This is a genomic window from Ureibacillus sinduriensis BLB-1 = JCM 15800, from assembly GCF_000772955.1.
In the GTDB taxonomy this organism is placed as follows: domain Bacteria; phylum Bacillota; class Bacilli; order Bacillales_A; family Planococcaceae; genus Ureibacillus; species Ureibacillus sinduriensis.
Window position 1 is genome coordinate 13,889 of the sequence record NZ_JPVO01000031.1, and the last position, 12,526, is coordinate 26,414.

At 39.0% G+C, this 12,526-nt stretch carries 10 protein-coding genes, 1 riboswitch and 1 other annotated feature; of the genes, 5 read left to right on the forward strand and 5 right to left on the reverse strand.

What is annotated here, in order from left to right; translation table 11 throughout:
- Positions 1 to 33: 33 nt before the first annotated feature.
- Positions 34 to 1,620 (reverse strand): phosphoenolpyruvate carboxykinase (ATP), encoded by a 1,587-nt coding sequence (gene pckA, locus CD33_RS01175; RefSeq protein ID WP_036197366.1) that lies wholly within the window; start codon positions 1,618 to 1,620, stop codon positions 34 to 36.
- 198 nt (positions 1,621 to 1,818) lie between these two features.
- Positions 1,819 to 1,932: riboswitch (SAM riboswitch) on the forward strand.
- Between the two features lie 437 nt (positions 1,933 to 2,369).
- Between pckA and metK the strand changes: the two genes are divergently transcribed.
- Both metK and CD33_RS01185 read left to right on the forward strand, forming a co-directional pair.
- Positions 2,370 to 3,566, forward strand: coding sequence for a methionine adenosyltransferase (metK, locus tag CD33_RS01180; RefSeq protein WP_036197368.1), 1,197 nt, complete (start codon positions 2,370 to 2,372; stop codon positions 3,564 to 3,566).
- Between the two features lie 474 nt (positions 3,567 to 4,040).
- Positions 4,041 to 5,141, forward strand: a complete 1,101-nt coding sequence (locus CD33_RS01185) for an acyltransferase (protein WP_036197369.1) — start codon at positions 4,041 to 4,043, stop codon at positions 5,139 to 5,141.
- A gap of 70 nt (positions 5,142 to 5,211) precedes the next feature.
- Here CD33_RS01185 and CD33_RS01190 read toward each other — a convergent pair whose 3' ends face one another.
- Both CD33_RS01190 and CD33_RS01195 read right to left on the reverse strand, forming a co-directional pair.
- Positions 5,212 to 5,766, reverse strand: a complete 555-nt coding sequence (locus tag CD33_RS01190; protein WP_036197371.1) for a hypothetical protein — start codon at positions 5,764 to 5,766, stop codon at positions 5,212 to 5,214.
- Between the two features lie 126 nt (positions 5,767 to 5,892).
- Positions 5,893 to 6,405 (reverse strand): gamma carbonic anhydrase, encoded by a 513-nt coding sequence (locus CD33_RS01195; RefSeq protein WP_036197372.1) that lies wholly within the window; start codon positions 6,403 to 6,405, stop codon positions 5,893 to 5,895.
- 114 nt (positions 6,406 to 6,519) lie between these two features.
- Here CD33_RS01195 and CD33_RS01200 point away from each other — a divergent pair, with 114 nt between their 5' ends.
- Together CD33_RS01200 and CD33_RS01205 are read left to right on the forward strand one after the other, a co-directional pair.
- Complete coding sequence (locus CD33_RS01200; protein ID WP_036197374.1) at positions 6,520 to 7,323, forward strand: alpha/beta hydrolase; 804 nt, start codon at positions 6,520 to 6,522, stop codon at positions 7,321 to 7,323.
- Positions 7,324 to 7,489: 166 nt separating this feature from the next.
- Positions 7,490 to 8,992 (forward strand): alanine/glycine:cation symporter family protein, encoded by a 1,503-nt coding sequence (locus CD33_RS01205; RefSeq protein ID WP_036197376.1) that lies wholly within the window; start codon positions 7,490 to 7,492, stop codon positions 8,990 to 8,992.
- A gap of 46 nt (positions 8,993 to 9,038) precedes the next feature.
- Here the strand turns inward: CD33_RS01205 and mnmM are convergent, their stop codons facing one another.
- A complete protein-coding gene (mnmM, locus tag CD33_RS01210) occupies positions 9,039 to 9,617 on the reverse strand; it encodes a tRNA 5-(aminomethyl)-2-thiouridylate-methyltransferase MnmM (RefSeq protein WP_036197378.1) in 579 nt (192 codons plus the stop codon).
- A gap of 46 nt (positions 9,618 to 9,663) precedes the next feature.
- Positions 9,664 to 10,626, reverse strand: coding sequence for a tRNA modification radical SAM protein MnmL/YtqA (gene mnmL / locus CD33_RS01215; protein WP_036197379.1), 963 nt, complete (start codon positions 10,624 to 10,626; stop codon positions 9,664 to 9,666).
- A 376-nt stretch (positions 10,627 to 11,002) separates the two neighbouring features.
- On the opposite strand from mnmL, the gene CD33_RS01220 reads away from it, so the two are divergent.
- Positions 11,003 to 12,202, forward strand: a complete 1,200-nt coding sequence (locus tag CD33_RS01220) for an MDR family MFS transporter (RefSeq protein ID WP_036197380.1) — start codon at positions 11,003 to 11,005, stop codon at positions 12,200 to 12,202.
- Between the two features lie 78 nt (positions 12,203 to 12,280).
- Positions 12,281 to 12,495, forward strand: a binding site (T-box leader).
- Positions 12,496 to 12,526: the final 31 nt, after the last annotated feature.

Consider the following 12,526-nt stretch of genomic DNA (forward strand, 5'->3'; position numbering starts at 1 on the left):
TTAGAGACAGTCCGCTTTTATTTTGCCAAAATTTTAAGCTAATGGTCCACCTTTTTTCAGAATTTCTTCTGATACATTGGAGAATTTTTTGAAGTTTTCCTTGAATAGGTTGGCCAGGAATGATGCCTTTTGATCATAAGCTTCTTTGTCTGCCCAGGCAGCACGAGGATCTAGTACTTCACTTGGTACTCCTTCAACAGCTGTTGGGATGTGCAAGCCAAAGATAGCATCCTGAGTAGTCTCTACATTGTTTAACTTACCATCGATTGCAGCTCGAACCATTGTACGTGTATAAGAAAGCTTCATTCGAGAACCGACGCCGTATTCTCCACCAGTCCAACCAGTGTTGACAAGGAAGACTTGAGAGCCGTGTTCATCAATTTTCTCACCCAGCATTTCAGCGTAGCGTGTAGCTGGAAGAGGCAGGAATGGTGAACCGAAGCAAGTTGAGAATACAGGTTCAGGAGATGTAACCCCGCGTTCTGTACCTGCCAATTTAGATGTGAAGCCACTTAGGAAGTGGTACATCGCCTGTTCTTTTGTTAATTTACTGATAGGAGGCAGCACCCCAAACGCATCTGCAGTTAAGAATACGATTGTTTTTGGATGGCCTGCAACAGAAGGCATGACGATATTATCAATAAAATGAATCGGGTAGGCAGCACGTGTATTTTCTGTTAATGAACCATCATCGTAATCCGGTATTCGGGAATCCGGGTCTACAACTACATTTTCTAACACTGTTCCAAAACGAATTGCATTATAAATTTCTGGCTCCTTTTCGGCAGAAAGATTGATCGTTTTGGCATAGCAGCCACCTTCAATGTTGAATACACCGTTGTTTGACCAACCATGCTCGTCATCACCGATTAATTTACGGTTCGCGTCCGCCGACAAAGTTGTTTTACCAGTGCCGGATAAACCAAAGAATAGTGCAACGTCCCCAGCTTCACCTACGTTTGCCGAGCAATGCATAGAGAAAATGCCGTTCTCGGGCAATAAGTAGTTCATTATGCCGAAGATGGATTTTTTCATTTCGCCGGCATATTCAGTTCCACCGATTAAAATAATTTTCTTTTCTAGGGAAACAATGATAAATGTTTCAGAATCTGTTCCATCCACTGCTGGGTCTGCTTTAAAGTTTGGAGCCGATACAATAGTAAATTCTGCATTATGGACAGCTAACTCTTCTTTAGTTGGGCGGATGAATAATTGATGACAGAATAGGTTGTGCCATGCGTATTCGTTAATTACTTGAATTTGCAGCTGAGACTCTTTGTCTGCACCGGCATACCCTTTGAATACGAATAGCTCTTCTTTTTCTTTTAAATAATTGATAACTTTTACATATAGATTATCAAACACTTCAGCAGAAATCGGACGGTTGACATTACCCCAGTCGATTTTGTCTTTCGTGCTTTCTTCTTCTACGATATATTTATCTTTAGGAGAACGACCAGTATATTTGCCTGTTTCAGCACTCAATGCACCCTCAGCAGTTAATGTAGCTTCTCCACGTTCTGTAGCTCTTTCCACTAATTGTGGTACGGATAATTGAACTTTAATATTTTCGCCGTTTAATAATTCCTTCAGCTCATTTGCAATTTCTACTGAATTCATCGATTAAATACCATCCTTTTTATAAAATTCCCTAAGAACTGGGAGGTTTGAATATTTTTAAAAAAAGTATAACACATTGAATTAATTAGTCTATACTAATCGCAAAATATTTTTTAAATTATAAAATTTTTAATAGATTTATTTAAAACTGATTGACAAGTAACGATACATTACGTAAGATGAAGACTTGAACGGATACTCTTATCCCGAGATGGTGGAGGGTCAAGGCCCTATGAAACCCGGCAACCTGCATTATTCATTTAATGCGATGGTGCCAACCTGATGCAAGGGAATACCCTTGAACGATAAGAGTGAAAGGTAATGTCATGTAACCACAATTCCTTTTACTCATGCGGCTTAACTTGAGTAAAGGGAATTTTTTTTTCAAATTAGAACACAATGATAAGGATAACATTTCTTTTTATTTTTATCTGCCTTTCTAAATCCATGTATGTGTAGAGGGCCGTCTCAACATTAGAATGTAGTTTTAATATGTCCAGTATTCAGAAAATAAACAGTTAATATTATGTACTGCGACAATTGCAAGTCCGGATTGTTCCTAACTGTTTTATACATAACGATAAAACAAGTACCCGAATTTTCTGTCCATAATCAAGAATTGGGGTACATGGACAAGATAAAGAAAAACAGCTGAAAATTACCGGACTCACGAAGAGCGGGTTTTAACATGGATAAAGAGTACCGTATCAACAAAGAGAAATCTTGCTATATACCTAGGAGGAAACGAAATGACAAATCGTCGACTGTTTACATCAGAAAGTGTAACAGAGGGGCATCCAGATAAAATTTGTGACCAAATTTCTGATGCGATTTTAGATGCAATTTTACGTGAAGATCCAAATGCTCGAGTAGCTTGTGAAACAACTGTGACAACGGGGTTGGTTCTAGTTGCAGGGGAAATTACCACTTCAACATATGTAGATATTAAAGGAATTGTACGTGATACTGTGGCAGAGATTGGCTACACTCGTGGAAAATATGGTTTCGATGCAGAAAATTTGGCGGTATTAGTAGCTATTGGTGAACAGTCTCCAGACATCGCATTAGGAGTGGACCAAGCACTGGAAGCGCGTGAAGGTTCAATGACTGATGCGGATATTGAGGCTATTGGAGCGGGAGACCAAGGTTTGATGTTCGGTTTTGCGTGTAACGAAACACCGGAACTTATGCCGCTTCCTATAAGTCTTGCGCATCGATTGGCGAGACGCCTTACGGAAGTGCGGAAATCGAATGAACTTTCTTATTTGCGTCCGGACGGCAAAACACAAGTAACAATTGAATATGATGAAAGAAACCAGCCGGTTCGTGTGGATACGATTGTTATATCCACTCAACACGATGAAGAGGTTACAATAGAGCAAATTCAAGAGGATATAAAAGAAAAAGTCATTAATGAAGTGGTTCCGGCAAACTTGATCGATGCAGGCACAAAGTACTTTATTAACCCAACCGGCCGTTTTGTGATTGGTGGTCCAAAAGGTGATGCAGGGCTTACAGGTCGTAAAATTATTGTTGATACTTATGGTGGCTATGCCCGCCACGGTGGCGGAGCATTCTCTGGTAAGGATGCTACAAAAGTAGACCGCTCAGCTGCCTATGCCGCAAGATACGTAGCAAAAAATATCGTTGCTGCGGGTCTGGCACAGCGTGCTGAAGTTCAACTAGCTTATGCAATCGGCGTTGCACGACCTGTTTCAATTTCCATTGACACGTTTGGAACGGGCATTGTGAAAGAAGAGCAATTGGTGGAGTGGGTAAGCGAATTATTCGACCTACGCCCTGCAGGCATTATTAAAATGCTAGATTTGCGCAGACCGATCTATAAACAAACAGCAGCTTATGGACACTTTGGCCGTACTGATCTAGATGTTCCATGGGAAAATACAGATATTGCTGGACAATTAAAAGCAAAAGCCGGTCTCTGATGATTCCGGTCACTTCAAAATAATTGGCAAACTTGCTTATTGCTGATAATAAAAACGTGCAGAAAAATGAATATTTTTCTGCACGTTTTTTGTTATTCCCCAAGGTACTAATACTGCTACCAGGCTTCCTTTAAGCATGCAAATTACCAAGTGTCTACTTTGCCATAAGAGGGGCATTCAACATCACCGTAATTCGGTAACTATGCAACCGCATTTATAGCCATCTAGAAAACACGTAGGAAAACAGATGTATTTCCTTACGTGTTTTTTATTTTATCTTTTAGGGAAGTGAAAGGTAACTTAGTAGAAAACCGAAAATACAAACTGATCTTTAAGGTTTGTTTAAGGTTTGTCACGAATAATGAGGTTCATGAGCGCAAGCTTTCGACTAGAGCCATTATTGCAGGCCAAGCATCTAGAGGTTGCTGATTGGTTTTTTGTAGAGTAGTAGATTAGAATTGTGAGGTCTTGAAGATGATACAAAAAGAAAGATTAAATGAAATAACCATTGTACGAGCGATAGCGATCCTTGGGGTGCTTTTGGTTCATTCAACTTCATTTATTACGGTTGAATTACCGACAGCGAGCAGAAGCTATGCCTTTTACAACTTTTTAAATACTTTTTTCAAATATGGGACGCCAACGTTTATATTCTTAAGCAGCTTTGTTTTATTTTATAATTATACAAACCGTGAAATAACAAAAAAAATGCTATTTAACTTTTATAAGAAGCGATTTGTATTTGTGGTCATCCCGTACCTTATTTTTTCCATCATTTATTTTGCCTTAACCGTACACCTTTATTACGATTATGGATTATTGGAAGCCATGATTATATTCACAAAAAAAGTATTAACAGGGAAGGCGTACACACATCTATACTTTGTTTTTATAAGTATACAATTTTATCTAATCTTTCCTCTGGTTCTTTTTTTGGTCCAAAAGTATAAATGGGTTTCAAGATATTCATTGTTAATAGGACTGGTAATCCAATGGACGTTTGTTTTGTTGAATCATTTTTACTTCAATATTACATTTAAAGGAAGTATTTCCCTTTCTTATATGTCCTATTATTTTTTGGGCATATACCTAGGCGTATATCTTGAACAGTTCAAAACATTTTTGAACACAAATAAAAGATATATACTGAGCGCTTTGTGGCTCGTCTCGGGGTTTTATTATGTATATGCAATGTATCTGACAAGGGAAGGTCTGGCGACATATGATTCGATGGTTTATGAATTGTTATGGAATGCGTTTACGTATTTTGCCGCAATATTTTACTTTGGCTTCGCGTTTATTATCTATGAAAAAATAAATAGTAAAATAAGAGAAGTCCTTCTCTACCTTGGTGATATTTCCTTTGGCGTGTATTTGATCCATCCATTGTTTTTATTATTTTACCGAATGATCCCGGTCTCAATAGAAAGCCCGTGGTATCACTTGTTTAATTTAGGTTTATTTTTATCGGGGCTCGTTTTTTCCATCGTTGCAGTCGAAGTGCTCACACGGAACTTTAGATATTCCTGGGTTCTATTTGGAACGGTCAGAAATAGGGCAGCAAGCCAAAACTAATAGTAAAAAAACACTTTCGATTCCAAGAGTACTGTTTTCGCAGTCTAAATCGAAGGTGTTTTTAATTTGGTTAACTAATCCCAATAAATGGGATGCTATATAATTGAAGCTTGGTGTAGATTCTACTTTTAGCGGCAGTATCCAAAGAACCTGTTGCCTTAAAACGAAAAGCGTAGCCATCACTAAAAGTGAAAATAAAATGTTCATCCGCCACTGATTCACCGTCGGGATAAATATGCCTTGCATCCGATAATTCGGACCATGAGTAGATTACTTTACTGCCAAATAGAGGGTTGTACTCAATATAGTTTTCATTTAAGTAAACATAATGACTTAATCCAGTTGAATAGATAGCAAAAAAACTTATTAAAGAAATGATGATAATGTAAATTTTTTTTATGAGATTTTTTACGAAATAAAGGATCAGCAATGCACAGAAAGCGATGAAAAATGCTATTGAGTACATCAGTAAACTTTTACCAAATGAAATGAAAGCAATTTTATTAGGATCGTCAAATACTATAACTGACACTACAGCGGGTGTTAATAATACAATGAACGGCGCAATAACAATGACAAGAATAGCCAACACCCAATAGAGGCTTCTTCTTTCAAATGGTTCCATTTCATTCTCCTTTGTTTACGTAAATAAGTAGAGCTATTGGAAATCATCAAAAAGTCAGGAAAGAGCTGGAGGCGCTATACCCATGATGGAAGCATGGGTAATTACAGTTTCTATTAATCTATGAGTTTACTTTTGAATTGATTTGTAAATTTGTCCTTTTTCTACATACTCCCGAATGATACGATCCATATCTTCGCGATCTGCAACTGTGACCTCCCGTACAACCTTCGCAGGTCTTCCCATCGCCAAGGAGTTCGGAGGGATTTTTTTCCCTGGAGGCACTAAACTGCCTGCACCAATAAATGCCCCTTCCCCGATTTCGGCCCCATCCAAAATGATTGAACCCATCCCGATCAACGCTCTTTTTCGAATGACGCATCCATGTAAAGTGACTTGGTGTCCAATAGTTGCTTCGTCTTCAATAATGACGGGGTTGTTCGGACTTTGGTGGATGCAGCTTAGGTCCTGTATACTGCATCGTTTACCGATAACTGTTGGAGCCACATCGCCACGAATGACAGTATTGAACCATATTGTAGATTCTTCACCAATTGTCACATCCCCTGTAACTACAGCATTATCTGCAATATAAACAGATGGGTCTATTTTAGGATTTTTGTCTTTAAAAGGGTAAATCATCGTAAATCTCCTCAATTCTTTAGTATGATATAGTATAGCGTATCAAATTAGGACGAGAATGAAAAATTATTGTAGTAGTGGTGCCCATCTCTAGGATGGGTAGGAGGGTCAGGTATGTGGAAATGGGAAGCAGAGGGACAAGCAAAGGCGGTTGTCGTTCTATTGCATAGTGCATTCGAGCATCATCAATGGTATGCATGGTTGATCGAGAAGCTCCGAACAGAAGGCTTTACAATCGTCATGGGAGATTTACCAGGGCACGGCAAGAACTCGAAATATGGGAAGATACATGATGAAGATTTGAATGAGTATTCGGAGTTCATCAAGAAACTGATGCAAAATGCATTATTGTATCAATTGCCGGTCTTTATAATGGGACATGGTCTGGGTGCAACATTGGCGATTAACTACTTGAGGAAAAATAAAGTGGAATGCGCAGGATTGATCCTTACATCGCCTTGGCTAAGCCTTAAAAAAACAACAAACCTTTTTACAAACGCGATTACAAGTTTGGGGCCGCTTGCTTCGAATAAGAAAATTTCGTTAAAGTTCGATAAGAAGATGCTAACAAGAAATAATGATGGGTATCAAGAGTTGGTGGATAATACGCCTTATCATTCCAATGTAACTGTAGGTTGGTATAAGGAAGTTTTGAACCTTATGAAAATTATTATGGCAGAACAAGAAAATCATTTAACACTGCCCATTTTGCTGGTAGCGTCAAAGCAAGATAAAATTACGGACTCTTCTGCCGGGCGTAGATGGCTCTTCAAACAAAAGTCGGCAGAATTGCAATATAAAGAGTGGCCATATAGTTATCATAATTTATTCCACGATAACGAAAGAGAAGAAATATTTATATATTGCAGAGATTTCATGAATAATGTATTGAGATCACTCGGTTATATAATTAAATGATATTTTACAAAATACCCAGATTCATGTAACTGGGTATTTTTTTATTTTAAAATAATAATTAGTAAACTATAAAAATATAATTTACAAAAAATATTGAATAACTTAAATTTATGTAATATATTGAATTTTATAACAATAGATTATACATAAAAAAAGAGGTGGGTAAATGGAAGGATTCGTAACGGCATTAAATGACTTTTTTTGGGGCCCGTGGTTTATCTATGGAATACTGATCGTGGGAATTATGTTTTCCATCATTACAAGATTTTTGCAAGTGCGCCATATCAAGGAAATGATTGTATTAATGTTTAAAGGGGAAAAATCCGAAAAGGGTATTTCATCTTTCCAGGCGATGTCTATCGCACTATCTGGGCGTGTCGGGACTGGTAATATTGCAGGTACTGCTACAGCTATAGGGTTCGGAGGTCCCGGGGCAGTATTTTGGATGTGGGCAATTGCCTTCATAGGAGCTGCAACAGCTTATGTGGAATCAACTTTGGCTCAGATTTACAAAGAAGAAAAAGAAACAGAATATCGCGGTGGTCCTGCCTTTTATATCGAAAAAGGGATGGGGCAAAAATGGTTTGCCGTTATTTTTGCGGTAGCCGCTTTAATCGCAATGCTGGTGCTGATGCCAGGGGTACAATCTAACGCCATTGCGGGTGCAGTCGAGAGTGCATTTGGTATTGAAACGTGGATTACTGGATTAATTATTGCTATTTTACTAGGTATTATCATTATTGGTGGAGTTAGATGGATTGCTAATGCAGCACAAATAATCGTTCCATTTATGGCAATTGCCTATATATTGATGGCGATTATCATTATCGTAATGAATATATCTGAAGTACCAAGTGTTATTGGACTTATTTTTTCAAGTGCTTTTGGGGCACAGGAATTATTCGGCGGACTAATTGGATCCGCGATTGCTTGGGGAGTAAAACGTGGGATTTATTCCAATGAGGCAGGGCAAGGTACTGGTGCACACCCAGCAGCTGCAGCAGAAGTTTCCCACCCTGCAAAGCAAGGATTGGTGCAGGCGGCCTCTGTTTATATTGATACTTTACTAGTTTGTTCAGCTACGGCATTTATGATTCTATTTACAGGAATGTATAATGTGCATGATGAAAAGGCGGCTGATCCTTCAACTACATTCGTTCAAGTCGGTGATTTCAATTCAGGCGAGTTGACAGGTGAAGAACAAATCACATTCGCGAAAAGTATAGAAGCAGGAGCCGCTTATACCCAATACGCAGTTGATTCTGCTTTACCGGGCTTTGGAGCGCCATTTGTGGCAATTGCTTTATTCTTCTTCGCATTTACAACAATCATGGCCTACTATTATATTGCGGAAACAAATGTTTCCTATCTTTTCTCAGGAACTTACGAAAAAATAGGTATATGGATAGCAAAGATTGCCATCCTAGTCGCTGCATTCTATGGTACGGTCAGAACATCAAGCATAGCTTGGGCAATGGGAGATGTTGGATTAGGCTTGATGGTTTGGATTAATGTCATTGCCATCATCATCATAATGAAGCCGGCGATTGTAGCGTTAAAAGACTATGAGCAACAGAAGAAGGAAGGAAAAGACCCGATTTTCGATCCTATCAAGTTGGGCATTAAAAACGCAACATTCTGGGAAAAATATAATAAAGACAAAAAATAAAATTAAGCGTGAAGTAAACGACAAATCGTTTTGCTTCACGCTTTTCTTATTTTACTGGTTGAAATGGCTTCACTTTTTCGAGTGCAACGATAAATGGAGGGTTATTCTGTTGATTAATAAATTCGTACCTTAAAACATGGACAAACTTTTGAGGGAGGGAACTTACGTATCGCAGTACTTCATCACGTTCCTCTTTGCCGCCGGCATGTCCATGATAGACTACCAGTACAATGATGCCTCCAACTTTTAACAGCTGCAGCAGTTGTTCAATGGCCATAATCGTGGTATTTCCTTTCGTTACGATTGAATGGTCGGCACCCGGCAAATACCCTAGATTGAAGATGGCACCCGCAACTTCCCCGTGCACATGTTTTGCTACGTTTTCATGACCATCTAGAAGGACGGTTGCATTTGTGGCATTGTGTTCGGCAAGGTGGTCCAAGGTTGCTTCGACAGCTTGCTGCTGTACATCAAATGCATAAACATGCCCAGCTTCTCCAACGAGTTGAGATAAAAATAAAGTATCATGCCCATTTCCTGCAGTACCATCAACAGCTACCTCTCCTTTTTCTATTGAATGCATAAGGAGGGTTTGAGCATATTGTAAAACCCTTTGAAGTTTCATATTTATTCACGCCCCCCAAAAATTTGCGCATAGTTGTTTGTTTGATTTACACGAATTCACTTGAAAAAGGAACATATAATTTTCCTTGCCAGCTGCCCCTGCGTTCAAGCTCCGCATCGATTCCATTCAGCACTTCCCATTTGTTCACACTCCACATCGGGCCGATCATTAAATCGATTGGACCGTCCCCGGTAATACGGTGGACAATCATCTCAGGCGGAATAATCTCCAATTGATCGGCTACCAATTGAATGTACTGATCTTTTTCTAGGAACTCCAACATCCCTTTTTCGTATTGCTTGACGAGTGGTGTTCCTTTCAATAGATGGAGAAGGTGGATTTTGATTCCTTGAACGTCAAGTTTCGCAACTTCTCGGGCAGTTTCCATCATCATATCGTAGTCTTCCAGCGGCAAACCGTTTATGATATGTGTACAAACACGGATATTATGTTTGCGGAGTTTTTCCACACCTTCCACGTAAGTTGCGTAATCATGGGCACGGTTGATTAAGTTCGCCGTTTTTTCGTGGACAGTTTGCAGACCGAGCTCCACCCATAAGTAGGTTCTTTCATTTAATTCGGCCAAATATTCAACTACATCGTCCGGCAAACAATCCGGTCGGGTCGCAATACTTAAACCCATAACTCCTTCGCAAGCAAGGGCGGCTTCAAATTTTTCTTTTAACACTTCGAGTGGCGCGTGTGTGTTTGTATATGCCTGGAAGTAGGCCATGGTCATTCCGTCTTTCCATTTGTGCTGCATTTTTTCCTTGATTTTTTCAAACTGAACCGGGATTGTATCCACGCGATCTCCGGCAAAGTCGCCGCTTCCCGCTGCACTGCAAAAAGTACAACCACCGAATGCGACTGTACCATCACGGTTTGGGCAATCAAAGCCTGCATCCAGTGCCACTTTATAAACTTTTTTGCCAAATTCATCCCTTAAATAGCGATTCCATGTATAATAACGTTTCCCATCAGACGGGAAAGGAAATAGTTGTTCCGACATTTGCTTTCACTCCTCTAACAAATCATTCTACCATGAAACAAGACTTGTGGCACTTGAACAAATCCCACCTTTGCTGTAATTCTTATGAAATTGTTAATTGGCTTGTTAATGTTTAAACAATTTTAATTTTTTGGTTATTTCTGGTTCTATTGATTTTTAAAATCTTTTACTTGTACTATTGAAAAAAGGGAACTACTATTATTTGTTGGCACATATGAAAGTTAGACCTTTTTTGCATAAGTGCGGCAAAGGCTTATCTCTAACATTAGAAGATTCTTTTTAAAAAAATTATTAAGTGCAATTAAAAATATATTCAACAAGAAGAACATCAGCCTATGCGGGGTGTTTCTACTAGTTTTGATGGAGGAGTATGGGAATGCCCAAAAATGTCTGGTTACTTGTTATCGGTGCATTTATTAACATTACAGGAAGCTCACTTATTTGGCCTTTAAATACAATTTACATGCATGATCATTTAGGACAGTCTCTGTCTGTGGCCGGGTTTGTCTTAATGATGAATGCCGGTGCGACCGTCTTGGGAAATTTGGTGGGCGGTTACTTGTTTGATAAATTAGGTGGTTATAAATCAATCATGCTTGGTATTTCAATAACAGTCATCTCGTTAATCGGAATTACCATCTGGCATGGTTGGCCGCATTATGTCTACTTTTTAATCATTATGGGATTCGGGAGTGGAATTGTTATCCCGGCGATGTTTGCTTTGGTAGGTTCAGTTTGGCCTGAAGGAGGCAGAAAAGGATTTAATGCGATTTATTTGGCGCAGAACCTTGGGGTTGCCGTAGGACCAGCTCTGGCAGGACCTATTGCAGAGATGAGTTTTGACTATTTATTTATCTCGAATTTGGGTCTCTATATTATCTTTTTATTGATCGCACTAATCACTTATCGTCACATGGTACCGAAGATTGAAAAAGGAAATAACGAGGAAGTTAATGAAAATAAACCATCAAAGGCAAACTTTTATTCACTGCTTATTTTGTGCAGTGCCTTTTTATTGGCATGGGTCGCTTATTCGCAATGGGCATCGACACTATCAACACATATTCAACAGCTGGGCATAGGATTGAAAGAATATAGCTTGCTATGGTCAATAAACGGGTTATTGATTATCACGCTTCAACCGTTGATTAGTCCGCTTGTTCAAAGGTTCGAGAAACAAATAAAAGGTCAGTTGGTTCTTGGAATGTTAATCATGATGGGCTCATTCATCATTATTTTATTCGCGGATAGCTTTAAAATGTTTGCCGTTGCCATGATGATATTAACATTGGGGGAGATTTTTGTATGGCCGGCAGTGCCTACTATTGCAAATATGCTTGCACCAAAGGGTAAAGGTGGAACATACCAAGGAGTGGTAAATAGCATCGGCTCTATCGGAAGAATGATTGGTCCATTTATCGGCGGAATAATCGTAGATGTTTATAACATGGATGTGCTAATTGCTGTGTTATGCGGTTTATTTATTATTGGAATTGTTCCTTGTATACTGTATGATCGCCCATTGAAAAGAGGCAATGGCGAATATACTGAACATATTCCAGCTGATAATAATTAGAAAATCTATTTTTAACCGATAATATAGGAAAGACTTGTTTATTTTTCCTGTATCCATTAAAATAAATAAAATATGAAAAGTACGACAATGAGAAGGAACAGTAAATTTTGAAGCTTCAAAGAGAGCTAGCGGGTGGTGCGAGCTGGCAAGCGGAAAAATTGAACTCGCCTTGGAGTCTGTTTTGGTGAAGATAGTAGCTGAAACCGTTTTTCCACGTTATGGAACTAAAGCTGAGTGTAGTGTCACTAATTTGGGTGGTACCGCGGGAGTTGCAAATATCTCTCGTCCCTTTCTAAGGAAAGGGGCGGGTTTTTTTATTTTTTT

Bases quoted from the DNA above. Each gene is read 5' to 3' on its own strand.
- pckA (WP_036197366.1), bottom strand. From the start codon at position 1,620: ATGAATTCAGTAGAAATTGCAAATGAGCTGAAGGAATTATTAAACGGC.
- metK (WP_036197368.1), top strand. From the start codon at position 2,370: ATGACAAATCGTCGACTGTTTACATCAGAAAGTGTAACAGAGGGGCAT.
- CD33_RS01185 (WP_036197369.1), top strand. From the start codon at position 4,041: ATGATACAAAAAGAAAGATTAAATGAAATAACCATTGTACGAGCGATA.
- CD33_RS01190 (WP_036197371.1), bottom strand. From the start codon at position 5,766: ATGGAACCATTTGAAAGAAGAAGCCTCTATTGGGTGTTGGCTATTCTT.
- CD33_RS01195 (WP_036197372.1), bottom strand. From the start codon at position 6,405: ATGATTTACCCTTTTAAAGACAAAAATCCTAAAATAGACCCATCTGTT.
- CD33_RS01200 (WP_036197374.1), top strand. From the start codon at position 6,520: ATGTGGAAATGGGAAGCAGAGGGACAAGCAAAGGCGGTTGTCGTTCTA.
- CD33_RS01205 (WP_036197376.1), top strand. From the start codon at position 7,490: ATGGAAGGATTCGTAACGGCATTAAATGACTTTTTTTGGGGCCCGTGG.
- mnmM (WP_036197378.1), bottom strand. From the start codon at position 9,617: ATGAAACTTCAAAGGGTTTTACAATATGCTCAAACCCTCCTTATGCAT.
- mnmL (WP_036197379.1), bottom strand. From the start codon at position 10,626: ATGTCGGAACAACTATTTCCTTTCCCGTCTGATGGGAAACGTTATTAT.
- CD33_RS01220 (WP_036197380.1), top strand. From the start codon at position 11,003: ATGCCCAAAAATGTCTGGTTACTTGTTATCGGTGCATTTATTAACATT.